The sequence below is a fragment of the Streptomyces sp. NPDC059866 genome (assembly GCF_042731325.1).
Taxonomy (GTDB): domain Bacteria; phylum Actinomycetota; class Actinomycetes; order Streptomycetales; family Streptomycetaceae; genus Streptomyces; species Streptomyces flavusporus.
Window position 1 is genome coordinate 82,759 of the sequence record NZ_JBHWJT010000004.1, and the last position, 25,372, is coordinate 108,130.

The 25,372-nt window shown below is 71.5% G+C and carries 20 protein-coding genes and 1 pseudogene; 4 read left to right on the forward strand and 17 right to left on the reverse strand.

Going from position 1 to position 25,372, the window contains the following annotated elements; translation table 11 throughout:
- Positions 1 to 79: 79 nt before the first annotated feature.
- Together ACFV7R_RS06890 and ACFV7R_RS06895 are read right to left on the reverse strand one after the other, a co-directional pair.
- The gene (locus ACFV7R_RS06890; protein ID WP_385260758.1) at positions 80 to 1,261 is read right to left on the reverse strand and encodes a carbohydrate kinase family protein; all 1,182 of its coding nucleotides are present in this window, start codon (positions 1,259 to 1,261) and stop codon (positions 80 to 82) included.
- A gap of 101 nt (positions 1,262 to 1,362) precedes the next feature.
- Positions 1,363 to 2,679, reverse strand: a pseudogene (locus ACFV7R_RS06895) (glucarate dehydratase family protein).
- Between the two features lie 263 nt (positions 2,680 to 2,942).
- On the opposite strand from ACFV7R_RS06895, the gene ACFV7R_RS06900 reads away from it, so the two are divergent.
- Positions 2,943 to 4,199, forward strand: coding sequence for an MFS transporter (locus tag ACFV7R_RS06900; RefSeq protein ID WP_385260760.1), 1,257 nt, complete (start codon positions 2,943 to 2,945; stop codon positions 4,197 to 4,199).
- Positions 4,200 to 4,202: 3 nt separating this feature from the next.
- Here ACFV7R_RS06900 and ACFV7R_RS06905 read toward each other — a convergent pair whose 3' ends face one another.
- The 10 genes from ACFV7R_RS06905 to hrcA form a co-directional block, all read right to left on the reverse strand.
- Positions 4,203 to 5,195 carry an adenosine deaminase gene (locus ACFV7R_RS06905; protein ID WP_385260762.1) on the reverse strand — a complete coding sequence of 331 codons (993 nt, stop codon included), beginning with the start codon at positions 5,193 to 5,195 and terminating at the stop codon, positions 4,203 to 4,205.
- 20 nt (positions 5,196 to 5,215) lie between these two features.
- On the reverse strand, positions 5,216 to 6,121 hold the full coding sequence (locus tag ACFV7R_RS06910; RefSeq protein ID WP_385260764.1) for a ribonuclease Z: 906 nt from the start codon (positions 6,119 to 6,121) through the stop codon (positions 5,216 to 5,218).
- Between the two features lie 6 nt (positions 6,122 to 6,127).
- The gene (locus ACFV7R_RS06915; RefSeq protein ID WP_385260765.1) at positions 6,128 to 6,481 is read right to left on the reverse strand and encodes a histidine triad nucleotide-binding protein; all 354 of its coding nucleotides are present in this window, start codon (positions 6,479 to 6,481) and stop codon (positions 6,128 to 6,130) included.
- A gap of 153 nt (positions 6,482 to 6,634) precedes the next feature.
- Positions 6,635 to 9,841: a S41 family peptidase gene (locus tag ACFV7R_RS06920; RefSeq protein WP_385260767.1), complete on the reverse strand. Its 3,207-nt coding sequence runs from the start codon at positions 9,839 to 9,841 to the stop codon at positions 6,635 to 6,637.
- 63 nt (positions 9,842 to 9,904) lie between these two features.
- On the reverse strand, positions 9,905 to 10,438 hold the full coding sequence (locus ACFV7R_RS06925) for a hypothetical protein (RefSeq protein ID WP_385261403.1): 534 nt from the start codon (positions 10,436 to 10,438) through the stop codon (positions 9,905 to 9,907).
- A 68-nt stretch (positions 10,439 to 10,506) separates the two neighbouring features.
- Positions 10,507 to 10,899 carry a VOC family protein gene (locus ACFV7R_RS06930; RefSeq protein ID WP_129801830.1) on the reverse strand — a complete coding sequence of 131 codons (393 nt, stop codon included), beginning with the start codon at positions 10,897 to 10,899 and terminating at the stop codon, positions 10,507 to 10,509.
- A gap of 20 nt (positions 10,900 to 10,919) precedes the next feature.
- On the reverse strand, positions 10,920 to 11,657 hold the full coding sequence (locus ACFV7R_RS06935) for a 16S rRNA (uracil(1498)-N(3))-methyltransferase (RefSeq protein WP_385260769.1): 738 nt from the start codon (positions 11,655 to 11,657) through the stop codon (positions 10,920 to 10,922).
- Positions 11,654 to 12,730 (reverse strand): nitronate monooxygenase, encoded by a 1,077-nt coding sequence (locus tag ACFV7R_RS06940; RefSeq protein ID WP_385260771.1) that lies wholly within the window; start codon positions 12,728 to 12,730, stop codon positions 11,654 to 11,656. The genes ACFV7R_RS06935 and ACFV7R_RS06940 overlap by 4 nt, the downstream gene beginning before the upstream one ends.
- A gap of 78 nt (positions 12,731 to 12,808) precedes the next feature.
- A complete protein-coding gene (gene dnaJ / locus ACFV7R_RS06945; protein ID WP_385260773.1) occupies positions 12,809 to 13,945 on the reverse strand; it encodes a molecular chaperone DnaJ in 1,137 nt (378 codons plus the stop codon).
- Positions 13,946 to 14,962, reverse strand: coding sequence for a heat-inducible transcriptional repressor HrcA (hrcA, locus tag ACFV7R_RS06950; RefSeq protein WP_129801826.1), 1,017 nt, complete (start codon positions 14,960 to 14,962; stop codon positions 13,946 to 13,948).
- 161 nt (positions 14,963 to 15,123) lie between these two features.
- Between hrcA and ACFV7R_RS06955 the strand changes: the two genes are divergently transcribed.
- Both ACFV7R_RS06955 and ACFV7R_RS06960 read left to right on the forward strand, forming a co-directional pair.
- Positions 15,124 to 15,852: an MBL fold metallo-hydrolase gene (locus ACFV7R_RS06955; protein WP_385260775.1), complete on the forward strand. Its 729-nt coding sequence runs from the start codon at positions 15,124 to 15,126 to the stop codon at positions 15,850 to 15,852.
- Between the two features lie 34 nt (positions 15,853 to 15,886).
- On the forward strand, positions 15,887 to 16,696 hold the full coding sequence (locus ACFV7R_RS06960) for a DUF3097 domain-containing protein (RefSeq protein WP_385260776.1): 810 nt from the start codon (positions 15,887 to 15,889) through the stop codon (positions 16,694 to 16,696).
- Here ACFV7R_RS06960 and ACFV7R_RS06965 read toward each other — a convergent pair.
- From ACFV7R_RS06965 to lepA, 5 genes are all read right to left on the reverse strand, one after another.
- On the reverse strand, positions 16,674 to 17,243 hold the full coding sequence (locus ACFV7R_RS06965; RefSeq protein ID WP_385260778.1) for a Uma2 family endonuclease: 570 nt from the start codon (positions 17,241 to 17,243) through the stop codon (positions 16,674 to 16,676). The genes ACFV7R_RS06960 and ACFV7R_RS06965 overlap by 23 nt on opposite strands.
- 67 nt (positions 17,244 to 17,310) lie before the next feature.
- The gene (gene hemW, locus ACFV7R_RS06970; protein WP_385260780.1) at positions 17,311 to 18,543 is read right to left on the reverse strand and encodes a radical SAM family heme chaperone HemW; all 1,233 of its coding nucleotides are present in this window, start codon (positions 18,541 to 18,543) and stop codon (positions 17,311 to 17,313) included.
- 31 nt (positions 18,544 to 18,574) lie between these two features.
- Positions 18,575 to 20,641 carry a SpoIIE family protein phosphatase gene (locus ACFV7R_RS06975; RefSeq protein ID WP_385260782.1) on the reverse strand — a complete coding sequence of 689 codons (2,067 nt, stop codon included), beginning with the start codon at positions 20,639 to 20,641 and terminating at the stop codon, positions 18,575 to 18,577.
- A gap of 204 nt (positions 20,642 to 20,845) precedes the next feature.
- Positions 20,846 to 22,720 (reverse strand): AMP-dependent synthetase/ligase, encoded by a 1,875-nt coding sequence (locus ACFV7R_RS06980; RefSeq protein ID WP_385260785.1) that lies wholly within the window; start codon positions 22,718 to 22,720, stop codon positions 20,846 to 20,848.
- A 266-nt stretch (positions 22,721 to 22,986) separates the two neighbouring features.
- Positions 22,987 to 24,855 (reverse strand): translation elongation factor 4, encoded by a 1,869-nt coding sequence (gene lepA / locus ACFV7R_RS06985; protein ID WP_129803670.1) that lies wholly within the window; start codon positions 24,853 to 24,855, stop codon positions 22,987 to 22,989.
- Positions 24,856 to 25,083: 228 nt separating this feature from the next.
- Between lepA and rpsT the strand changes: the two genes are divergently transcribed.
- Positions 25,084 to 25,350 (forward strand): 30S ribosomal protein S20, encoded by a 267-nt coding sequence (gene rpsT, locus ACFV7R_RS06990; protein ID WP_009188551.1) that lies wholly within the window; start codon positions 25,084 to 25,086, stop codon positions 25,348 to 25,350.
- Positions 25,351 to 25,372 lie beyond the last annotated feature (22 nt).

Genomic DNA, 25,372 nt, shown 5'->3' on the forward strand with positions numbered 1-25,372 from the left:
CCAGGGTACGCCGGACGACTGACATCGCCGTAGGACTTTTCCGTGCGCCGTACGGCACACAGGGCCCGGGACACCGGCGTCAGACCGACCGGCCGAAGCCGATCGTCGGGACCGCGCGGCGCAGCGGCCACGGTCGGGCGGTGGCGGGGATCAGGGTCTCCAGGAACGCGTACCGGCGCAGCGCCGCCGGGTCCTGGTCGTCGAACGACTGCACCCGGCGCCACCAGGCGCCGATCTCGGACCAGCCCGGGGCGGACAGGGAGCCTCCGAACTCCTGCACGGAGAGGGCTGCCGTGAGGCCGGCGAAGGCGAGGCGCTCGGCCAGCGGCCAGCCGGCGAGGGTGCCGGTGACGAAACCGGCCACGAAGACGTCACCCGCGCCGGTGGGGTCCAGCGCCTCCACGTCGATCGCCGGGACCTCGGCGCTCTCCCCGGTGCGCCGGTCCACCGCGTACGCGCCCTCGGCGCCGAGGGTGACCACGGCGACCGGTACGTGCTCGGTGAGGGCCTGCGCGGCGGCGCGCGGGCAGGCGGTGCGGGTGTAGCGCATCGCCTCCTCGGCGTTCGGCAGGAACGCCTCGCAGTGTTCGAGGTCGGCGAGGCCGGCCAGGTCCCAGGCGCCGGTTTCGTCCCAGCCGACGTCGGCGAAGATGCGGCTGCCCCTGCTCGCGGCCTGCGCGATCCAGGGGGCGCGCTTGCCGGGGGTGAGCGAGGCGACGGCGGCACGCGCGCGTGGGGGGCACGGAGGCAGGTCTGCACCCGGAGGGCGCCGTTTGAGGGCGGTGGCGGGCGAGGGGTGGGACGGCTCCTCGGGGGGCGGTTCGTGGCCGTGGGAGACCATCGTGCGTTCGCCCTCGTACGCCATCGAGACGGTGACCGGGGAGTGCCAGCCGCGCACCGTGCGTGACGGGGTGAGGTCGATGCCCTCGCCCTGGGCCAGGGCGTCCCAGCAGTAGTCGCCGTAGTGGTCGTCGCCGAAGGCCGCCGCGAGGGACGTCCGCAGGCCGAGCCGGGCCAGCGCGGTCGCCATGTTGGCGACGCCGCCGGGGCTCGACCCCATCCCCCGCGCCCAGGTCTCGGTCCCGCGCACCGGGGCGGAGTCGAGCCCGGTGAAGACGATGTCGAGGAAGACCGTGCCCGTGAGATAGACGTCCCAGGGCGGGTCGTCCGGCGTGCGCACGGCGGCCAGGGGGTCGACATGGGCGTGGCAGTTCGATCCGAGTGCGACGGGCGTCGGCCCCTCTCCGGTGGACGCGGTCACGGTGCGCTCCCTGACGTGGTGCTGATCTGGCCAGTGTGCACCACACCACTGACAAGGGGCCCCTGGTCCGGTGGAGGGGCGCGTCAGGTCGTCACGGGCGTCTACCAGCGGGGGACGGACGGCGTACGCCACTGCGGGTCGGCGACCCGCATCGCCGCCGCGTCGTCGCGGTCCCGCAGCGTGCCGTCGTCGTCGAGCCACCGCCGGTGCAGGAGGGCCAGTCAGTCGCGGTCGAGTTCGACGCCGAGGCCGGGGGCGTCGGAGACGGTGATCCTGCCGCCGTCGAAGACCAGCCGCTCGGTGAGCACGTCCTCCGACTGCCAGGGGTAGTGGGAGTCGCAGGCGTGGTGGAGGCCGGGGACGGTGGACGCCACCTGGGTCATCGCGGCGAGGCTGATCCCGAGGTGGGTGTTGGAGTGCATCGAGATCCCCACCTCGAAGGTGCGGCAGACGGCGGCGAGTTGCTGCGTGTTGCGCAGGCCGCCCCAGTAGTGGTGGTCGGAGAGGACGACCTGGACGGCGTCCTTAGCGAACGCCTCCTTGATCTCGGCGAACGTCGTCACGCACATGTTGGTGGCGAGCGGCACGGCGGTCCCGGCGGCGACCTCGGCCATCGCGGACGTGCCCAGCGCCGGGTCCTCCAGGTACTCGAGGACATCCGCCAGCTCCTTCGCCACCTTCAGCGAGGTCGCAACGGACCAGGCACCGTTGGGATCCAGCCGCAGCGGATGCCCGGGGAAGGCCTCGGCGAGCGCGCGTACGGCGGCGATCTCCTCGTCCGGCGGGAAGACACCCCCCTTGAGCTTGAACGACTTAAAGCCGTACCGCTCCTTGAACTTCCGCGCCTGCTCGACGACTCCGGCCGGATCGAGGGCGGCACCCCAGTCGTCCTTCTCGGCGGGGACGCCCTCGGGATGGCCGGCCCACTTGTAGAAGAGGTACGCGCTGTACTCGACGGCGTCCCGCACCTTGCCGCCCAGCAGCGCGTGCACGGGCAGGCCGAGCGCCTTGCCCAGCGCGTCCAGACACGCCACCTCGAACGCCGAGACGACGGACAGCCGCAGCTTGTCGGCGGTCTGGACACCGCGCAGCCCGCCGACGTCGACCTGGCCGGAGACCACGGACTGATCGACGGCCACCTCGTCCGCGATGGTGAACAGTGTGTTCACATCCGTGACTTGGTGGCCGATCAGTTTGCCGGCGAAGGGCCGAGCGAGCTCTAGGTACTTGGTGTCGCCGTACGTCTCGCCGAGTCCGGTGACCCCTTCGGCCGTCACGACCTCCACGATCAGCCGGGGCGTGTACGGCTGGTGGACGCCCTGGGTGTTGAGCAGGGGCGGGTCGGCGACCAGGATCGGGGTCAGTCGTACGTCCGTAACGGCGAGGTTCACAGAATGGCTCCCCCATGCAGACGTCATACACGTATGGGAATGGAGATTAGGTAGGCGAACAGCGGGCGTCAATGGCGGCAGCGGGCCGTGAACCGGCACGAGCCGGTGGGAGCGCGCATGTCTACCCGCCTTCCTCCACCCCAAACAGAACGTGCCCCAGATCACACCCCCCGCCCTCTCTCGTCCCACCCCCCGCTTGATACAAATTGCCCGCGCGTTCCTGTCCGTCGACGGTCGTCGCCCCCTCCCCCTTTTTTGTGCCGCTCCTTTCGCATGCCCTGGGAACGCCCGTGCTCGCCCCCCGCACCACCACGCCCTGGCCCCTCGTCGCCCTTTTCACGGCCGGGTACCTGGCCCCGTATCTGCTGCCGACGGTCGTCGGCCGACTGGACTCCGGTCTGTCCGTCTCCGCCACCCAGGCGGGCGCGATCGGCAGTGCCCTGCTGTTGAGTTCGGCGTCGGCGGGCTTCCTGCTGGCCTCCCGGGTCGACCGGCTCGGCCCCCGCACCCTCGCTCGCGCCGGCCTCGCTCTCGCCGTCCTCGGCTACGGCGGCGCCGCCCTCACCACCACCGTCTGGGCCGTCGTCACCGGCGTGGTGATCGGCGGATTCGGCTCGGGTACGGCCACCGCGGTCGCCGCCACCGGCATCGCCGGCCGGCGCGAGCCGCACCGCACCACCACCCTCGGACTGCTCAGCGTCTCCGCGCTGGCGGGCGCGGTCTATCTGACGGTCCCCCACCTCGGCCCCGGGCACGGCCTGCCCCTGGCCGCGATCGCCCTGACGGCGCTGGCGGTGTGGCCGTTCACCGGCCGCCTCGCAGTCCGTGGGACGCCGCCCCCGCGGCACGGCGGCGGCCACGACCGGCCCCGCCTCCCCCACCTTCGCTCGGGTCTCGTGCTGGCCGCCGCGATGCCCTGCTGGTCGATGGCCCAGAACTCCCTCTGGGGTGTCAGCGGGCGGATCGGTCTGACCCAGGCGCATCTGACGGAGGCGACCGTCGGCGTCGTCTTCGCGGTCGGGCTGGGCGCCGGGCTGCTGGGTGTGACCGCCGCCGGGGCGCTGGGGCCGCGGCTCGGACATGCGCTGCCCATCGGCGCGGGGACCGGCCTCATCGCGGGCTGCATCGCCGTCAGCGCCTCGGCGACCGGCCTGACGACGTTCGCGGCGGGCGAGATCGCCTGGAACGCCCTCTACCCGATCGTCCTCTCCTACGTCATCGGCCTCGCCGCCTCGCTCGACCCGCGCGGCCGCTGGGCGGTACTCGTCGGCTCGGCGTCATCGCTCGGCACGGCGGCGGGCCCCCTGACCGGCAGCGTCCTCTCGGCACAGGCGGGGTTCCCGGCGATGGGCCTGGTCCTGGCCGCCGGGCTGCTGGTGATCGCCGTCCCGATGACGGCCGTGGCGCTGCGCGCGACGCGTCCCGCACCGGCCATGGACGTCCTGGAGATCCCGGTGGACGCCCCGTCCCTCCCCGCCGACCGCTCGGCCTACGGCACGGCAGGCCCCCGGCAGGCATTCGCCGCACCGGGGTCCGCGACCGATTAGGGATCAGCCGAACTCGTAGGCCTCGACCTCCGCGAGATACCGCGCCCGCCGCTCCTCGTCGTGCTCCAGGAAGGAGGCGGTGAAGGAGTTGCGGGCCAGCTCGCGCAGCTGTTCCTCGTCCAGCCCGAGGGCCCGGCGCACCGCGTCGAAGTTGTCGCCGGCGTAGCCGCCGAAGTAGGCGGGGTCGTCGGAGTTGACCGTGCACAGCAGTCCGGCGTCGAGCATGGCGGGCAGCGGGTGCTGTTCCAGGACGTCCACGGCACGCAGCCGCACGTTGGACAGCGGGCACAGCGTCAGCGGGACGCGGTCGCGCACGAGCCGTTCGACCAGGGCCGGGTCCTCCAGGCAGCGCAGGCCGTGGTCGATCCGCTCGACGCCGAGCACGTCCAGGGCCTCGGTGATGTACTCCGGCGGCCCCTCCTCACCGGCGTGCGCCACCCGCCGCAGCCCGAGGGCGGCGGCCGCCTCGTACACCTCGCGGAACTTCACCGGCGGATGCCCGACCTCGGCGGAGTCCAGCCCCACACCGGTGATCCGGTCCAGGTAGGGCTTGGCGGCGTCCAGCGTCTCCATCGCCGACTCGGCGGACTCGTCCCGCAGGAAGCACATGATCAGCTGGGTGGAGATCCCGTGCGTCTCCTGGCTGCGGCCGAGTGCCCGCCAGAGCCCCTCGACCACGGTCCCCATCGCCACCCCGCGCCCGATGTGCGCCTGCGGGTCGAAGAAGATCTCCGCGTGCCGCACACCCTGCGCGGCAGCGCGGGCGAGATAGGCGTCCGCGAGGTCCTCGAAGTCCCGCTCGGTGCGCAGCACGGCCATGAGCTCGTAGTACAGGTTCAGAAAGGACTGGAGGTCCGCGAACCGGTACGCCTCGCGGAGCTCTTCGGTGTCCGCGTACGGCAGGGTCACACCGTTGCGTGCGGCGAGCTCGAAAGCGAGCTCGGGCTCCAGGGTGCCTTCGATATGGAGGTGCAGTTCGGCTTTCGGGAGGGGCATCAAAGCATCGTACGGGCGCTTCACCGACGCTTCGGAACCGGCACTCTCTGTAGGTCGTGCGCCACGCTCAGCTCCCCCTCGAACCCGGCCGCCCGCGCCTGCCGCTCGAACTCGTCAGGTTCCGAGTAGCGCTGGCTGAAGTGGGTGAGGACGAGGTGCCGTACGCCGCACTCCTTGGCCACCCGCGCTGCCTGACCTACCGTCAGGTGCCCGTGTTCCGCGGCGAGTTCGATGTCCTCGTCGAGGAACGTCGACTCGATGACGAGCATGTCGCAGCCCTCGGCGAGCGCGTACACCCCGTCGCACAGCCGGGTGTCCATGACGAACGCGAACCGCTGTCCGCGGCGCACCTCGCTCACGTCTTCCAGACGGACGTCCGCGAGCACTCCCTCCCGCTGGAGCCGTCCCACGTCGGGCCCCTTGATGCCGTGCGCGGCGAGCCGGTCGGGCAGCATGCGGCGGCCGTCGGGCTCGATCAGCCGGTAGCCGTAGGACTCGACGGGGTGGGAGAGCTTGCGGGCCTGGAGTGTGTACGACGGCGTCACCGCGAGATCGCCGTCCTGGTGCACCGGCGCCTCGGTGAGGTCGACCGTCTCCCGGTAGGCGGTGGCGTACCGGAGCCGGGTGAAGAAGCGTTGTCCGGAGCGGGGGTAGTGCGCGGTGACGGGGTGCGGCACCTGGTCGAGGTTGATGCGCTGGATCACTCCGGCGAGGCCGAGGGAGTGGTCGCCGTGGAAGTGCGTGACGCAGATCCGGTCGATGTCGTGTGCCGCGACCCCGGCGCGGAGCATCTGACGCTGGGTGCCCTCGCCGGGGTCGAAGAGGATGCCCTCGCCGTCCCAGCGCAGCAGGTAGCCGTTGTGGTTGCGGTGCCGGGTGGGGACCTGGCTGGCGGTGCCGAGGACCACCAGTTCTCGTACGGACACGGCGACTTACCCGGGGGGCCATTCCATGCCGCGGCCGCCCAGGACGTGGGCGTGGGCGTGCCAGACGGTCTGGCCGGCGCCACTGCCCGTGTTGAAGACGACGCGGTAGCTCTCCAGCTTGTCCTCGTCGGCGACCGCCTGGGTCTCGCGCAGAACGTCCGCGGCGAGCTCCGGCGCGGCGGCGGCGAGCGTGGCGGCGTCCCGGTAGTGCGCCTTGGGGATCACCAGGACGTGCGTGGGCGCCTGGGGGTTGATGTCCCGGAACGCAACGGTGGTCTCCGTCTCACGGACGATCGTCGCCGGGATGTGCCCCTCGACGATCTTGCAGAACAGACAGTCGTCCTGCGCTTCCCCTGTCATGCGGTTCCCTCCGGCGGTCGGGCGTGTACGGGGGGCATCGTATCGCCGCCGTCGCTGCGGGCAGTCGTGCCGCTGGGGCGGCACGGGTGGGCGCAGCGGCACCCCCGTCGCGCCGGGCTGCGCTACCCACCCCCGGCCAGCCTCAGCGCACGGTCACGGCAGAGTCGGCGGTACCTTCGCGGGCGCCTCCTCCAACGCCGCCAGCGCTGTTCGTACCGCTTCGTCCAGCTGTACGTCCCGCCCCGCCGCGTAATCCTGCGGTCGCTGCACGACCTCGACGTCCGGGTCCACACCGTGGTTCTCCACGCCCCACTCGTAACCCTCCAGCCAGAACGCGTACTTCGGCTGTGTGATCAGCGTGTCGTCGACGAGCCGGTAGCGGCTGTCGATGCCGATGACACCGCCCCAGGTGCGGGTGCCGACCACCGGCCCCAGCCCGAGCGCCTTGATCGCCGCGTTCACGATGTCGCCGTCGGAACCGGAGAACTCGTTGGCGACGGCGACCACCGGGCCGCGCGGCGCGTCCTGCGGATAGCTGTACGGCCGCATCCCTCGCGGCACGGCCCAGCCGACGATCCGCCGGGCCAGCTTCTCGACGACCAGTTGGGAGGTGTGGCCGCCCCGGTTCTCCCGTACGTCCACCACGAGCCCCTCCCGGGCCACCTCCACCCGCAGGTCCCGGTGGATCTGCGCCCAGCCCGGCGCCTGCATGTCGGGTACGTGGAGGTAGCCGAGCCGGCCGCCGGACCGCTCGTGGACGTAGGCCCGCCGGCCGGCGACCCAGTCGTGGTAGCGCAGCGGTTCCTCGTCCGCGACCGGCACGACCACCGCGTGCCGCACCTCGCCGCCACCGGACGGCGAGACGGTCAGTTCGACGGGCCTCCCGGCCGTACCGACGAGCAGCGGCGACGGCCCGGTCACCGGATCCACCGCCCGCCCGGCCACGGCCACGATGGCGTCCCCGGCGCGCACCGCGACGCCGGGCGCGGCGAGCGGGGAGCGGGCGTCGGGGTCGGAGGTCTCCGAGGGGAGGATCCGGTCGATACGCCAACTGCCGTCGGCGTGCCGGGAGATGTCCGCGCCGAGCAGTCCCTGGCGGGGCCCGTGGCCGTAGCCGCCGTTCGGCATGACGTAGGCGTGGGAGGTGCCGAGCTCGCCCTGTACCTCCCACAGCAGGTCCACGAGGTCGTCGTGGGTGGCGATCCGGTCGAGGACCGGCCGGTAGCGGTCGAGGACACCGTCCCAGTCGACGCCGTTCATGTCGGGCCGCCAGAAGTGGTCCCGCATGATGCGGCCGGTCTCCTCGTACATCTGCCGCCACTCGGCCGCCGGGTCGATGATCTGCCGTACCCGGCCGAGGTCGACGGTGACGTTGGTGTCGCTGTCGTCGTCGTTCGAGGCGCGCCGGTCGCTGGGGACGACCTTCAGCCGGCCGTCGGTCCACAGCAGCACGCGTTTCCCGTCGCCGCTGACCTCGAAGTGGTCGGCGTCGACGGCGAGGTGCTCCAGACGGTGCTGGGCGAGGTCGTAACGCTCCAGCTCGGTCTTGGGGTCGGGGTCGTCCGGGGTGGCCCGGGAGGAACCGAGGACGCCCTGCACGGGGTGCCGCAGCCACAGCACCCCGTCCTTCGCGGCGCGCAGGTTGGAGTAGCGGCCGGCCTCGACCGGGAACGGCACGATCCGGTCGGCGAGCCCCTCGAGGTCGATCCGGGTCGTCGGGGTGCCCTCGCTGTCGGGCGTCTCGTCCTTGTCCGGCGTCTCGAAGGGGCGGCCGTGCCTCTGCGGGCCGAACGGCGAGGGCGTGGTCGCGGCGAGGGTGATCAGGTGGGGGCGGTCGCCGACGACGAACGCCAGGTCGAAGACGTGCTCGTCGTAGACGGGGTCGAAGGAGCGGTTGGAGAGGAAGGCGAGGTGCTTGCCGTCTGCGGTGAAGGCGGGCGCGTAGTCCTGGAAACGCAGCGGGGTCGCCTCGGTGACCGACAGATCGGTGGTGTTGGCGAGCCTCAGCTGGCAGAGCGGGCGGGGGCCGGGGTGGGACCAGGCGAGCCACGCCGAGTCCGGCGAGAAGACCAGCCCGGAGACGTCTCCGTTGTCGCTGCGGTCGACCTCCCGCACCTCGCCGGTCTCCCGTTCGACGAGCAGCAGCCGCCCGTCGTGCGCGGCGACGGCGGCCCGGCTGCCGTCGGGTGCCATGGCGAGCTCCAGGACCCGGCCGAGCTGCCCGGCGGCGAGCCGGCGCGGAACGGAGCCCGGGGTCAGTCCGGTGGCGGGCGCGAACTCCAGGGCGTCCTCGCCCTCGGCGTCCGTCACCCACACCACCCACTCCTCGCCCTCCGTGCGGAAGGTGCGCGGCAGCCGGGCCCGTACGCCGGGTTCGGCGGCCAGCGCACGGGCGGGGCCGGAGCGATGCGTCACCCAGTGCACCCCGCCGCGCACGGAGACCGCGCTGCCGCGCGCGGTGTGGTCGGGTGAGGCGGACCCGAACCAGCGGGAGGCGTTCACCGGGTACGGCTGCCGGTCGGTGTGCTGCCCGCCGAGCCGCAGCCCGAGCCGGCGCGGCTCGGCGGCGTCGAGGTCGTCGAGCAGCCAGAGTTCACCGGCGCAGGAGTAGACGACACGGGTGCCGTCGCTCGCGGCATGCCGGGCGTAGAAGCCGTCGAGTGGGGTGTGGCGCCGTAGGTCGGAGCCGTCGGCGAGAGAGGAGTAGAGCGCGCCGGTGCCCTCGTGGTCGGACAGGAAGGCGATCCGGTCCCCCACCCACACCGGGTACTCGATGTTCCCGTCCAGCTCCTCATGCAGCCGTACGAACTCCCCGTCCCCCTCCCGGTCGATCCACAGCTTGCCCGCCGTACCGCCCCGGTACCGCTTCCACTTGGCGGCCTCGCGTCCCATCGGCGCGGACAGCAGCACGGTGCGCGGCCCGTACGCGACCTCGCCGACCGGCCCGTACGGCAGCCGGGTCGCCGGTCCGCCGTCCAGCGGGACGGCGTGCGCCCAGGTGCGGCGCAGGCTGGCCTGGCCGTGCGTGGTGAGGGCGAGGACCTGGCTGTCCGGGGTCCAGCCGCGGACCTCGGTCTTCACGCTGCCCCAGTGGGTGAGCCGCCTCGCCGGGCCGCCGTCGACGGGGGCGATGTGCACCTCGGGGGCGCCGTCGCGGGTCGAGGTCCAGGCGACGGTGGTGCCGTCGGGCGAGATGCGTGGCATGGTGACCGGGACGTTGTCGGCGCTCACCCGCCAGGCCCGGCCGCCGTCGAGGGGGGCGATCCAGACGTCGTCCTCGGCGGTGAAGGCGACCACATCGCGGTGCAGGTGCGGAAACCGGAGATACGCCGACGGGGCGGGCGCTGCGGACTCTGTCACCCGATCACCCTATGCAGGGGCGGGCCCCGCGCACAGGGGTTTGGATCACTTGCCGTGCTCCCCTCACTTGCCCTCCGGCCAGCAGTTCGGATCGCCGTGGCACCAGACGGTCTTGGTGACGGTCACGGTGGTGGTGGGCCCGCCGCCGGGCCGGTTGCCGGCCGGCGGGGCGCTGGTGGCGTTGCAGTCGCCGAGCCCGGTGACGTGGAACCACTCCTTGCCGTCCACCTCGGCGGTGAGGTCACCGCGTACACAGGCGCCGTCGACCGCGCGGGTCACCTTGCCGGTGACGGTGATGTCCTTGCCGTCGGTGGTCCGGCCCTGGCAGTCGACGTCCGCGACGGTGTCGACGCTCGCGGACGGGGTCGAGCCGGTCCGGTTGCCGAAGTCGGCGGTGCAGCTGAGCCATTGGACGTCGGCCTTCTGCCGCTGCAGTTCCCGCGTCACCAGTTCGTCGGTCGTGTAGGCCACCGTCGCCGAGCTCATGGCACCCGGTTCGCAGGCCACGATCCCGCCCACGCCGACCACCACGGCTCCCGCCACAGCCATCACCCGCGTCCCGCGCGGCCGCCCCCGGATCCACTGCAGTGCCCCCATGGACGGCAGCCTGCCACTGCCCCGGCCGTCGCGGTAGGGCACATACGGCCACTCGGTGCCCTCGGTGGTCAGCCGCGCAGCAGCAGCCACTCCTGCAGTTCCACCAGGTTCCCCTCCGGGTCCTTGAGGTGGGCGGCCCGCATGCGGTCCGTCATGGACGCCGGGCCGTGCAGGAGGGTCGCGCCGCGTGCGGTGATGCGCTCGCAGTAGCCGTCCAGGTCGTCGACGCGCAGCACGACCAGCGAGCGGTGCCCGGTCGCCGTGTCGCCCAGCTCCCCCAGGACGCCGGCCATCATCGCCCGGTCCTGGAGGGCGATGCCCGCCGATCCGGTGGCGGGACTGAACTTCTCGTACGGCCCCTCGGTCGCGCCCGACTGCGGTTTGAGGCCGAGGACGTCGGCGTAGAAGCGGTAGCAGGCGGCGAAGTCGCCGACCAGCAGCCTCACTTGGGCGAGTTCCATGACGTCCTCCCTCAGCCGGGTCAGGACCAGCGTCCGGTGCGGCCGAGGAGCAGCGCGGCCGCGGCCGTACCGGCGGTCGAGGTGCGCAGCACGGTCGGCCCGAGGCGGTAGGCCTTCGCGCCCGCCTCCTCGAAGAGCGCCAACTCCTCGTCGGAGACGCCGCCTTCGGGTCCGACGACCAGCACGATCGCGCCGTCGGCGGGCAGTTCGGCGGCGGCGAGCGGTTCGTCGCCGCTCTCGTGCAGTACGGCGGCGAAGTCGGCGCCGGCCAGCAACGCGGCGACCTGCTTGCTCGTCGCCGCCTCCCCGACCTCCGGGAAGCGCACCCTGCGGGACTGCTTGCCGGCCTCGCGAGCCGTGGCCCGCCACTTCGACAGCGCCTTGGCTCCGCGCTCGCCCTTCCACTGGGTGATGCAGCGGGCGGCCGTCCACGGCACGATCGCGTCGACGCCGACCTCGGTCATCGTCTCCACGGCCAGCTCACCGCGGTCGCCCTTGGGGAGGGCCTGGACGACAGTGATACGGGGGGACTCCTCCGGTTCCTCGTGCACGCCGTGCAGCTGCACGACCAGCCGGTCCTTGCCCTCGGCGGCCTTGACGACCCCTTCCGCCCAGCGGCCGCGTCCGTCGGTGAGGACGACGTCCTCACCGGGCCGCAGTCTCTTGACGGAGACGGCGTGCCGCCCCTCGGGGCCGTCGAGCACGAACTCCGGCCCGTTGTCGTCGAGCCGCTCCACCACGAAGACGGGCGCGGTCATCCGGCACCGCCCCTGAAGGACAACGCTGTCCTGGCGGCCTCGAGCTCGGCGGCCAGCACCTCGACCAGCTGCCCGGCCGGCAGCTCGCGTGCCATCCGGTGGCCCTGCCCCGCCCACAGCGCCATGCCCTGCGCGTCACCCGCCTTGGCGGCCGCCTTGCGCAGCGGGGAGGTGAGGTGGTGGATCTCCGGGTAGGCGGCGGGGGCGTACGGGCCGTGTTCCCGCATGAAGCGGTTGACGAGCCCGCGGGCGGGCCGCCCGGAGAAGGCGCGGGTGAGTGCCGTACGGACGAAGAGGGGGTTGGTCAGCGCCTGCTTGTGCACGGCGTTGGCGCCGGACTCGGGCGTGGCGAGGAAGGCGGTGCCCAGCTGGGCGGCGCTCGCGCCCGCGGCGAGGGCGGCGGCGATCTGGCTGCCGCGCATGATGCCGCCGGCGGCGACGAGGGGAAGTCCGACGGTCTCGCGGACCTGGGCGATCAGGGAGAGCAGCCCGAGGGCGGAGCCGTCGTTCTCGGGGATGTCCCGGTGGGTGCCCTGGTGGCCGCCGGCCTCGACGCCCTGGACGATCACGGCGTCGGCGCCGGCCCGCTCGACGGCGCGGGCCTCGTCGGGCGTCGTGGCGGTGACCAGGGTGAGGGTTCCGGCGCGGCGCAGGGCGTCCAGGACCTCGCGGCTGGGGCAGCCGAAGTGGAAGGAGACCACCGGCACCGGGTTGTCGAGCAGCACGGCGAGCTTGGCGTCGTAGCCGTCGTCCCGCCCGCTGTCCCGGTCGCCGAGCTCGGCCTCGTACCAGGCGGCCTCGCCGGCCAGCTGGTGGGCGTAGACGTCGACCGCGGCGGGCTCGGCATACTCGGGCTGCGGCATGAACAGGTTCACGCCGAAGGGACGGCCGGTGAGTCCCCGCAGCTGCTTGATCTCCTGGTACATGCCGTCGGCCGTCTTGTACCCGGCGGCCAGAAACCCGAGCCCGCCCGCCTCGGACACGGCAGCCGCAAGCTGCGGCACGGAGACGCCGCCCGCCATGGGGGCCTGCACGATCGGAACCGGGAAGAGATCGGTCAGTGCGGAGGACATGACGGCATGTTGTCACGTCCTCCGAACAAGTCCGAATCCGGCCGTCCATTTGGCATAGACCACCGGCAACACGGACCCTCAGCGCCCGTTGAACGCGTCCTTCAGCCGCGAGAACAGCCCCTGCTGCCCCGGCTGGAACTGTCCCTGAGGCCGTTCCTCGCCGCGTAGCTTGGCCAGCTCCCGCAGGAGGCGCTCCTGCTCGGGGTCGAGCTTGGTCGGGGTCTGGACCTCGACGTGGACGATCAGGTCGCCGCGCCCGCCGCCGCGCAGGTGCGTGACGCCCCGCCCGTGCAGGGGGATCGACTGGCCGGACTGGGTGCCGGGGCGGATGTCGACCTCCTCCATGCCGTCGAGGGTCTCCAGCGGCACCTTTGTGCCGAGGGCCGCCGCCGTCATCGGGATCGTGACCGTGCAGTGCAGGTCGTCGCCGCGGCGCTGGAAGGTCGGGTGCGGCAGTTCGTGGATCTCGACGTACAGGTCACCGGCCGGACCGCCACCGGGGCCGACCTCGCCCTCGCCGGCGAGCTGGATCCGCGTGCCGTTGTCGACACCGGCCGGGATCTTCACCGTCAGCGTCCGACGCGACCGCACCCGGCCGTCGCCCGCGCACTCCGGGCACGGGTTGGGCACCACGGTGCCGAAGCCCTGGCACTGCGGACACGGCCGGGAGGTCATGACCTGCCCCAGGAACGACCGCGTGACCTGCGACACCTCACCGCGACCGCGGCACATGTCACACGTCTGGGCGGAGGTCCCCGGCGCCGCGCCCTCACCACTGCAGGTGGCGCACACGATGGCCGTGTCGACCTGGATGTCCTTCGTCGTACCGAAGGCCGCCTCGTCCAGCTCGACCTCGATACGGATCATCGCGTCCTGGCCCCGGCGCGTACGCGAGCGCGGCCCGCGCTGCGACGCCGTACCGAAGAACGCGTCCATGATGTCCGAGAAGTTCCCGAAGCCGCCCGCACCGAAGCCGCCGGCGCCCGCGCCGCCGCTCTGCGAGAGCGGGTCGCCGCCGAGGTCGTAGACCTGCTTCTTCTGCGGGTCCGACAGCACCTCGTAAGCGGCGTTGATCTCCTTGAACCGCTCCTGCGTCTTCGGATCGGGGTTGACGTCCGGGTGCAGCTCGCGAGCGAGCCGCCGGAAGGCCTTCTTGATCTCTTCCTGCGACGCGTCGCGGCGCACGCCGAGAACGGCGTAGTAATCCGTGGCCACTTACGACTCCGCCAGGATCTGTCCGACGTACCGTGCCACTGCGCGTACCGCTCCCATCGTTCCCGGGTAATCCATGCGGGTCGGTCCGACCACGCCGAGCTTGGCGACTGCCTCGCCGCCCGAACCGTAGCCGACCGACACCACCGACGTGGAGTTGAGTCCCTCATGGGCGATCTCGTGCCCGATGCGCACGGTCATGCCCGAATCCTTCGCCTCACCAAGCAACTTGAGGAGCACGACCTGCTCCTCCAGCGCCTCCAGCACCGGCCGGATGGTGAGGGGGAAGTCATGTCCGAAGCGGGTCAGATTGGCGGTGCCGCCGATCATCAGCCGCTCCTCGGTCTGTTCGACGAGCGTCTCCAGGAGGGTGGAGAGTACCGTCTGGACCGTGCCGCGGTCCTCGGCTTCGAAGGCCTCCGGCAGATCCTGCACCAACTGCGGCACATCCGTGAAACGCCGGCCCGCGACCCTGCTGTTCAGCCGTGCCCGCAGATCCGCCAGGGAGGACTCGCCGAACGGTGCCGGGCAGTCGACCATACGCTGCTCCACCCGGCCCGTGTCCGTGATCAGGACCAGCATCACGCGCGCGGGAGCCAGCGACAGCAGCTCCACGTGCCGCACCGTGGACCGGGTCAGTGACGGATACTGCACCACCGCGACCTGCCGTGTGAGCTGCGCGAGCAGCCGCACGGTCCGGGCCACCACATCGTCGAGATCGACGGCACCGTCGAGGAAGTTCTGGATCGCGCGCCGCTCCGGCGCGGTCAGCGGCTTGACCTCGGCCAGCTTGTCGACGAAGAGCCGGTAGCCCTTGTCCGTCGGGATGCGCCCGGCGCTGGTGTGCGGCTGGGCGATGTACCCCTCGTCCTCCAGGGCCGCCATGTCGTTGCGGACGGTCGCCGGGGAGACACCGAGGCTGTGCCGCTCGGTGAGGGCCTTGGAGCCGACCGGCTCCTCGGTACCGACGTAGTCCTGGACGATGGCGCGCAGCACCTGCAGCCGTCGCTCACTGAGCATGGCGCACACCTCCGTCACGTCGTCCCTCGGCGCTCCCCCTGGCACTCGGCGCATGCGAGTGCCAGCCTTACCCGGCCCAGTGTACGGCCGTCGGGTACGGCCCGGGCAAGGCCGGTCCTGCGAGGTCGTGGCATGCGGGCGCCTACAGCTAGCGTCGCCGTATGACGGTGACTTGGGAAGAGCTCGGGTGGGAGCGGCTGGCGGCCGGTGTCGGCCGGTGCCGTCTGCCTGGCTGGGACTGCACGGTGGGGCTGGTGGTCGGCCGGGGCGCGGCGCTGCTGATCGACGCCGGGTCGAGCCTTGCGGAGGGAGCCCGGCTGCGGGCGGAGGCGGAGGAGCTCGCCGGGCACCGTGTGACCCATCTCGCGCTCACCCATCCCCACTTCGACCATGTCTTCGGGGCGGCCGCGTTCGCGGGTGCGGAGGTGTTCGGCGCGGTCGGTGTGGACGCCGTGCTCGGCGGGCGGCGCGGCCGCGAGGAACTGCGCGCGGACGCCGTCCACAACGGCCTCGACGCGGATACGGCGCAGGAGGCGGCCGACACCCTGGTGCTGCCCCGGCATCATGTCAGCGGCGAGTGGACCCTTGACCTGGGCCCCGACCGCCAGGTCCTGCTGGCCAACGTGAGCCCGGCCCACACGGCCCACGATCTGGTGGTGCTGGTCCCCGGCGACCCGGAGGTGGTCTTCTGCGGTGACCTGGTCGAGGAGTCCGGCGAACCGCAGGCGGGCCCCGACGCCGTACCGTCCCACTGGCCCGCCGCCCTGGACCACCTGCTCGACCTCGGCGGCGCGGACGCGCTGTACGTGCCCGGACACGGAGCGGTGGTGGACGCGGCGTTCGTACGACGGCAGCGCGACGCCCTGGCGACGCGTTTCGGCGTGTCATAGGCACCGCCCGCCGGCTTCTCCTATCGTCATCCGAATGCGCCAGTATTCTCCGGACCTGACCCCGCCGTGGAAGAAGCCCAAGCCCGTCCCGGAGGTCCCGGCGGAGCCCGGCCTGGTGGTCGAGGAACCCGGCACCGGTTTCTGCGGCGCGGTGATCCGCTGCGAGGCGGGCACGGTCACTCTGGAGGACCGCTTCGGCAAGCACCGGGTGTTTCCGCTGGAGCCCCGGGGTTTCCTGCTGGAGGGCCGGGTGGTGACGTTGGTGAGGCCTGCTTCGGGCCCGGTACGACCCACCCGTACGGCATCCGGTTCGGTCGCCGTCCCCGGCGCACGCGCGCGCGTGGCCCGCGCCGGGCGCATCTACGTCGAGGGCCGGCACGACGCCGAGCTGGTCGAGAAGGTCTGGGGCGACGACCTGCGCATCGAGGGCGTCGTCGTGGAGTACCTGGAGGGCATCGACGACCTCCCGTCGATCGTGGAGGCATTCGCGCCGGGCCCCGACGCGCGGCTGGGCGTCCTGGTGGACCACCTGGTGCCCGGGACGAAGGAGTGGCGCATCGCGGAGGCGGTGACGAGCGAGCACGCGTTGGTGGTGGGGCACCCGTACATCGACATCTGGCAGGCCGTGAAGCCGTCGGCGCTGGGGATCGCGGGGTGGCCGCGGGTGCCGCGTGGGGAGGACTGGAAGACGGGGGTGTGCCGGGCGCTGGGGTGGCCGGAAAACACTGGTGCGGCTTGGCAGGGGATTCTGGCGCAGGTGCGGTCTTACAAGGACCTGGAGCCGGAGTTGTTGGGGCGGGTGGAGGAGTTGATCGACTTCGTTACGGTCGGCGGTGGAGCCTGACGTTCTCGTAGGTACCGAACTCAGTGGTGTCCAGCTCGATACGGAGGGGCTCCAGGGGCGTGAGGTCACCGAACTTGGTGATCCGCCGCATTCGGTAGTCGGCGTCGCCGCCTTCACCTCTCGGCTCGGCGTACAAGACGCATTGGGCCATGATCGGATCGATGATCAGATAGCCCGGCACCTCTGCCGCAGCGTAGATCGAGCGCTTCACCCCGTAGTCGCGGTCGACGCTCGTCCTGGAGACGACCTCTACCAGCATGGTGACCGCCTCGGACGGCATCAGCGTCCCGTGATTCGGTCCCGTGCCACGTTCCAGCACGACCAGGTCGGGTACGGGAACGCTGGCCTCGCCGAGCATGTCGACACACACGGTCTGGAGACGGCGCCAGCGCTTCCGCGGAATCTGGTCCACCACTTCTGTGACGTTCCCGTTGTGCGTCAGATCGGGACTCGGCGTCATCACGATCTCGCCCCTGAGAAGCTCAGCCCGGATGCCCTCAGGAGGCTGAAACTCCTCGAAGTACTTGATGATCCCCCGCTCGTCCACAGCGGCACCATAGGAGACGGCTCTTCCACCGAACCGACATCCCGCACCGATTCACCCACCCGAGTGATCAGTCCACCAAGTCCCGCACGACCGCATCCGCCAGCAACCGCCCCCGCAACGTCAGCACCGCACGCCCCTCCTGGTACGGCCCCTCCTGAAGCAGCCCCTCCCCCAGCGCCCGCCGCGCAGCCGCAAGCCCCTCCTCCCGCAGCAACTCCAGCGGCACACCCTCCCGAAGCCGCAGCTCCAGCAGGATCCGCTCGACCCTTCTGTCCTCCTCCGACAGGAGCTCGCGCCCCGCCCCCGGCGACCTCCCCGCCGCCAGCGCCGCCGCGTACGCCCCCGGGTGCTTGACGTTCCACCAGCGCACCCCGCCCACGTGACTGTGAGCGCCCGGACCGGCTCCCCACCAGTCCGCGCCCCGCCAGTACAGCTCGTTGTGCAGGCAGCGGGCCGCCTCAGAAGTTGCCCAGTTCGAGACCTCGTACCACTCGAAACCGGCCGTCGAAAGCGTCTCCTCCGCGATCAGGTACCGGTCCGCGTGCACGTCGTCGTCCGTCATCGGGACCTCGCCGCGACGGATACGGCGGGCCAGCTGCGTGCCCTCCTCGACGATCAGGGCGTACGCGCTGATGTGGTCCGGCCCCGCCCCCAGCGCCGCCTCCAGCGACGCCCGCCAGTCGTCATCGGACTCCCCCGGCGTGCCGTAGATCAGGTCCAGGTTCACGTGCTCGAAGCCCGCTGCCCGTGCCTCCGCCACGCACGCCTCCGGGCGCCCCGGCGTGTGCGTCCGGTCCAGCACGCGCAGCACATGCTGCTTCGCACTCTGCATGCCGAAGGAAATGCGGTTGAAGCCGCCGTCCCGGAGCGTGGCCAGATACGCCGGGTCCACCGACTCCGGGTTCGCCTCCGTCGTGACCTCGGCGTCGGGCGCCAGCCCGAACTCGTCGCGGATCGCCCCCAGCATCCGTACGAGATCGTCGGCGGCCAGCAGCGTCGGCGTGCCGCCGCCCACGAAGACCGTGCGGACCTCGCGCGGGTCGTCGCCGAGGACCTTGCGGGCCAGCCGGATCTCGTCGATCAGGGTGTCGGCGTAGTTGTCGCGGGAGGCCAGGACGCCGCCCGTGCCGCGCAGCTCGGTCGCCGTGTAGGTGTTGAAGTCGCAGTAGCCGCAGCGGGTCGCGCAGTACGGGACGTGCAGGTAGAACCCGAGGGGGCGGTCCGCGGCCCCGGCGAGCGCGGGCGCGGGCAGCGCGCCGTCGTCGGGGACGGGCTCGCCGTCGGGAAGTGCGGAAGGCATGTCCTCCATTGTCCAGCACCCGGGCGACGTACTACTCCGCCTGCAGGACCAGCAGTGCCAGGTCGTCCTCCGGCGGGCGCCCGCCGAACTCGTGCACCAGCCGTTTGATCCGCTCCGCGATCAGCTCGGCGCTCAGCCCCGTGCAGCCGGCCAGCGCCGTCGCCAGCCCGTCCCCGTCGTCGAACTGGCGGGAGCCGCAGCGCCGCTCGGTCACGCCGTCCGTGACGCACAGCAGGCTGTCGCCGGGCCGCAGCTCGAACGTCTCACTCGTGTACGTCTCGTCCTCGACGACCCCGAGGAGGGTCTGCGGCTGCGCGGCCGTACGGACGTCGCCGTCGGAGCCGAGGAGCAGCGGCAGGGGGTGTCCGGCGGAGGCGAGGGTGCAGCGGACGCCGCCGTCGAAGGGGACCAGCTCGCCGTAGAGGAGGGACAGGAAGCGGGTCTGCGGGCCGTCGCCGGGGCCGACCGGGCCCACCAGGGCGCGGGCGGCCGCGTCCGCGGCCTCCGTGGCGTCGTCGAGGAGAAGCTGGTTGAGACGGTCGAGGACATCGGCGACGCGGTAGCCCTCGCGGGCCAGCAGCCGCAGCCATGGGCGGGCCAGGCCGATGACGACGGCGGCCTCGGGGCCCTTGCCCTGGACGTCGCCGACGGCGAAGCACCAGCGGCCGTCGCCGGCCGGGAACAGGTCGTAGAAGTCGCCGCTCGGTCCGCCCTTGTCGCAGGGCTCGTAGACGAGGGCACTGCGCACGCCGGGGATCTCGGCGACGGCGCCGGGCAGCAGTCCGCGCTGGAGCACGGCGCTGATGGTGGCCTGCCGGGCGTACTGCCGGGCCGCGCCGATGGCGAGTGCCACGCGGCGGCTGAGGTCCTCGACGAGGCCGGTGATCTCGTCCGGGAACCGCGGGACGCCGACCCGTCCGATGACGAGCGTGCCGAGCGGCCGCCCACCGGCGACCAGCCGGTACGCCAGGGCGGCCCCCTCGGCTCCGCTGCCTTCCTCGCCGGCCTGCGCACCTCCTGCGCCGGACGCCGCGGCACCGGAGACGACGTCCCACCCGCCGGGCGCACGGCTGTCGGCCTGCGTGCTCGCCTCACCGGCGCCATCGGCCCCGCGCACGGGTGGTGCCTCACCAGCACCATCCGCCCCGCGGACCCCGAATCCCTCTCCAGGCCACGGATAAGCCACCGGCCCCGCCGCTAACCCGTCCGACGAACGTGGCGGTTCCTGCTCCAGGCACCGGCGGAGTTCCTCGATGCGTTCCTCGCTGCTGTGCCAGACCCGGGCCAGTCGCGGCCCGGGCGCCCCGGTGCCGTCGCCCCAGCCACCCCGGCCGCCCAGCGCCTCGTCCTCCAGCCACACCGCGCACCAGTCGGCCAGCCGCGGCACGATCAGCTGGCCGGTGAGCGCGGCGACGAGGTCCTCGTCGAGCTGTCCGGCGAGCAGGTCGGAGGCCTCGGCGAGGAAGGACAGTGCGCCCCGGCCCAGCCAGTCCCGGTCCCGCTCGGACCGATGGGGCTCGGGCGCGAGGAGCTCGGCGCCGGGAAAGCCCGCCCGCTCCAGGGCGTCGGCGTCCGAGCTCCCCTCGGCCGGCACGCGCGCCCACACCGTCTTGGCGCCCCGGCGATAGGTGACGCCCCAGGCCTCGGACAGCGCGGCGACGAGGCGCAGCCCACGGCCGTACTCCGCCGCCTCGTACGCCGCTTCGCTCTCCCCGTCGCGCGGCGCACGCGAGGGATGGTGGTCGCAGACCTCCACGACGACGGCGCCCGACTCGGGCTGCAGGCAGCAGACCAGCTCGACGTCGGTGCCGGCGTGCACGACGGCGTTGGTGACGAGCTCGCTGACGACGACCATGGCGTCATGGGCCAGCCGGTCGGTCAGCCGGTCCACGCCGGGCAGGCCGAGGCCCGCCCACTGCTGGAACGCCACCCGCAGCAGACCGCGCGCGGCACCCGGCGCGAGCGGGCCGCCGTGCAGGGTGGCGCGCATCCGTGCGGCGTCCTGCGGCCCACCCTCGTACGCCGGCGGGTCAAAGGCGTGCGCAGGCACATCAGAGGCAAGGGAAATGGTCTCCCGCTGCGCCGGAATGGCCCCCATCTACAGCTCCCCGAGCAGTTCGGACGAATACGCCTCGATCGTTGCCGACAGGGTGACAGATGGGGCACGCCCATAAGCGTGGAGTTATCGAAGTGGGCCGTCGTGGGCGAGAACCGTGCTACGGGCGTGTTCGAAGCCTGACAGAAGCCGGACAGATTCGAGCACTCGCAGCACGGAACCCGACACCGCTGGGAGCTCCGGCCGCTATGCCTCCCGCGTCCCGGCGTACATCTCGTCCAGCAGGTGCTGGTACTCCCGCTCGACAACCGGCCGCTTCAGCTTCAGGCTCGGCGTGATCTCGCCGTGCTCCACGTCCAGGTCCCGCGGCAGCAGCCGGAACTTCTTGATCGTCTGCCACCGCTGCAGCCCGGTGTTGAGCTGCTGCACGTATCCGTCGACCATCTCGACCGTGGCCGGCGCGGCCACGACCTCGGCGTACGACTTGCCCTCCAGCCCGTTCTCCTTGGCCCACTGCAGGATCGACGGCTCGTCGAGCGCGATCAGCGCACTGCAGAAGTTCCGGTCCGCGCCGTGCACGAGGATGTTGGAGACGTACGGACACACCGACTTGAACGAACCCTCGATCTCGGTCGGCGCGACGTACTTGCCACCCGAGGTCTTGAACAGGTCCTTCTTCCGGTCGGTGATCCGCAGGTACCCGTCCGGCGACAGCTCGCCGATGTCACCGGTGTGGAACCAGCCGTCGGCCTCCAGCACCTCGGCGGTCTTCTCCGGCAGCCCGTGGTAGCCCTCCATGATCCCGGGCCCGCGCAGCAGGATCTCCCCGTCCTCCGCGATACGGACCTCCGTGCCGGGCAGCGGCTTGCCGACCGTGCCCGTCCGGTAGGCCTCACCGGGGTTGACGAAGGACGCCGCGGAGGACTCCGTCAGGCCGTAGCCCTCCAGGATGTGGATGCCGGCGCCGGAGAAGAAGTACCCGATCTCCGGGGCCAGCGCGACCGAACCGGACACACACGCCCGCAGCCGCCCGCCGAAGGCCTCCCGCAGCTTGGAATAGACGAGCGCATCGGCGACCTTGTGCTTGGCGCCGAGCCCGAAGGGCACGGACGCGGTGCCGGTGCGGCGGAAGTTGTCCTGGGACACCTTGGCGTACTCGCGGGCCACCCCGGCCGCCCACTGGAAGATCTTGTACTTGGCGGGGCCGCCGGCCCGGGCCTTCGCGGCGACGCCGTTGTAGACCTTCTCGAAGATGCGGGGCACACCCGCCATGTACGTCGGCTGCACCACCGGCAGATTCTCGATGATCTTGTCGACCCGCCCGTCGACCGCGGTGACGTGACCGACCTCGATATGCCCCGAGATGAGCACCTTGCCGAAGACGTGCGCGAGCGGCAGCCACAGGTACTGCACGTCGTCCGGGCCGAGCAGGCCGGTCGAGGCGATCGCCTTCGCCATGTACGACCAGTTGTCGTGCGGGAGGCGGACACCCTTGGGCCGGCCGGTGGTGCCGGAGGTGTAGATCAGGGTGGCCAGCTGGTCCTTGGTGATCGCGCCGACCCGCTCCTTGATCAGGTCGGGGTCCTTCTCCAGCCGGGCCGCGCCCCGGGCCTCCAGGTCGGCGAGGCTGAGCACCCAGTCGCCGGTCTCCACGCCGTCGGCGTCGATGACCACGACATGGGTGAGCTCGGGCAGCTCGGCGCGCTTCTCCTGCGCCTTGGCCAGCTGCTCGGCGTTCTCCGCGACGAGGACCCGGCTGCCGGAGTCGGCGAGGATGAACGCCGACTCGTCGGCGTTGGTCTGCGGGTAGATCGTGGTGGTGGCCGCGCCCGCGCACATGATGCCGAGGTCGGCGAGGATCCACTCGAGCCGGGTGGCGGCGGCCAGGGCGACCCGCTGCTCCGGCTGGACGCCCAGCTCGATCAGCCCCGCCGCGATCGCGTTCACCCGCTCGGCGGTCTGTCCCCAGCTCAGCGACTTCCAGTCGTCCGGCCCCTGGCCGGAGGCCGGCGGGACCGGGTAGCGGAATGCCTCGGCGTCCGGGGTCGCCGCCACGCGCTCCAGGAAGAGGCCCGCGACGGACGGCGGACGGTTCTCGATCAAAGTCTGTGTGTCGCTCACGACATCCTCCGGGGCCCGCGACAGTGCGGCTGGCTCAGGGCGGCATGCGCCTTCGGTGCGGCAGTTTTCACTCGCGCGCTGTTGTTTAACTCGCGAGTAACTATCGAGCAGGGATCAGGGTAGAGGCCGACCGGCCACTGCGTAAGACTCCGTGCTTTGTCACTTCCTCCAGAAGGACGGCCGTATGCATGCCACAGGGGCCCGCCGTCGAGTACGGCAGGCCCCTGTTGCGCACGATTTGCGAAGTATCCGTTTGTTACCTGCGGTTACTTCTTGCCCTTGGCCGATCCCGCGCTGTCATCGCTGGACAGCACCGCGATGAAGGCCTCCTGCGGAACCTCCACGGAACCCACCATCTTCATCCGCTTCTTGCCTTCCTTCTGCTTCTCCAGCAGCTTCCGCTTACGGGAGATGTCACCGCCGTAGCACTTGGCGAGGACGTCCTTGCGGATGGCGCGGATGGTTTCGCGGGCGATCACCCGGGAACCGATGGCGGCCTGCACCGGCACCTCGAAGGCCTGCCGCGGGATCAGTTCCTTGAGCTTGGCGACGAGCCGCACGCCGTACGCGTACGCCTGGTCCTTGTGGGTGATCGCCGAGAAGGCGTCGACCTTGTCGCCGTGCAGCAGGATGTCGACCTTGACGAGGCTGGAGGTCTGCTCGCCGGTGGGCTCGTAGTCCAGCGAGGCATAGCCGCGGGTCTTGGACTTCAGCTGGTCGAAGAAGTCGAAGACGATCTCGGCCAGCGGCAGGGTGTACCGGATCTCGACCCGGTCCTCGGACAGGTAGTCCATGCCGAGAAGGGTGCCGCGCCGGGTCTGGCACAGCTCCATGATCGAGCCGATGAACTCGGTCGGCGCGAGGATCGTGGCGCGTACGACCGGCTCGTACACCTCGTTGATCTTTCCCTCGGGGAACTCGCTCGGGTTGGTGACGGTGTGCTCGCTGCCGTCCTCCATCACGACCCGGTAGACCACGTTCGGCGCGGTCGCGATCAGGTCGAGGCCGAACTCGCGCTCCAGCCGCTCCCGGATCACGTCGAGGTGCAGCAGGCCCAGGAAGCCGACGCGGAAGCCGAAGCCGAGGGCGGCGGAGGTCTCCGGCTCGTAGACGAGGGCGGCGTCGTTGAGCTGGAGTTTGTCGAGGGCCTCACGCAGCAACGGGTAGTCGGAGCCGTCCAGCGGATACAGGCCGGAGAAGACCATCGGCTTGGGGTCCTTGTAGCCACCGAGCGCCTCCGTGGCGCCCTTGGCCTGGCTGGTGACGGTGTCACCGACCTTGGACTGCCGGACGTCCTTCACACCCGTGATCAGGTAGCCGACCTCACCGACGCCGAGCCCGTCCGCCGGGAGCATCTCGGGCGAGCTGACGCCGATCTCCAGCAGCTCGTGCGTCGCGTTCGTGGACATCATCCGGATCCGCTCACGCTTGTTGAGCTGCCCGTCGATCACACGCACATACGTCACGACACCGCGGTAGGAGTCGTAGACCGAGTCGAAGATCATGGCCCGCGCGGGCGCGTCCGCGACACCGACGGGCGCCGGGATCTCGGCGACCACCTTGTCGAGCAGGGCCTCGACGCCGAGGCCGGTCTTGGCGGAGACCTTCAGCACGTCGTCCGGCTCGCACCCGACCAGGTTGGCGAGTTCCTCGGCGAACTTCTCCGGCTGCGCGGCCGGCAGGTCGATCTTGTTCAGTACGGGGATGATCGTGAGGTCGTTCTCCATCGCCAGGTACAGGTTGGCGAGGGTCTGCGCCTCGATGCCCTGGGCGGCGTCGACGAGGAGGATGGTCCCCTCGCAGGCGGCGAGCGACCGTGAGACCTCGTACGTGAAGTCGACGTGCCCCGGGGTGTCGATCATGTTGAGGATGTGCGTGTTGCCGGGGTCGTGGGTGGGAGCCCACGGCAGCCGCACCGCCTGGGACTTGATCGTGATGCCGCGCTCGCGCTCGATGTCCATCCGGTCGAGGTACTGAGCACGCATCTGCCGCTGCTCGACCACACCGGTCAGCTGGAGCATCCGGTCGGCGAGCGTGGACTTGCCGTGGTCGATGTGCGCGATGATGCAGAAATTGCGGATCAGAGCCGGGTCGGTACGGCTCGGCTCGGGCACATGGTTAGGGGTCGCGGGCACGCAGGGTCCTGATTCTTGAGGTATCCGCAGGTAACGGTCTCGGGTCGGATCGATACGTAGTCTCCATGGTCCCACGGGCCGGGACCGGCGACCGGTTTGGGCCACCAAGAGGGCCGCTGGTAGCCTGGGTGGCTGTGCCTCATGCCCTCTCAGCGCGAGGCGCACCCCAAGAAAATCACCGGTACGGGTCCCGTGCGGCCTCGTACCAGAACCTGAAAAGGCTCATTCGTGGCGAACATCAAGTCCCAGATCAAGCGGATCAAGACCAACGAGAAGGCTCGGCTGCGCAACAAGGCCGTCAAGTCCTCCCTGAAGACCGCGATCCGCAAGGCCCGTGAGGCTGCTGCCGCGGGTGACGTCGAGAAGGCCACCGAGTACCAGCGCGCTGCCGCGCGTCAGCTCGACAAGGCCGTCTCCAAGGGCGTCATCCACAAGAACCAGGCCGCCAACAAGAAGTCGGCGCTGGCTTCCAAGGTCGCTGCCCTCAAGGGCTGAACCTCTCATCTGGTCTGATCGC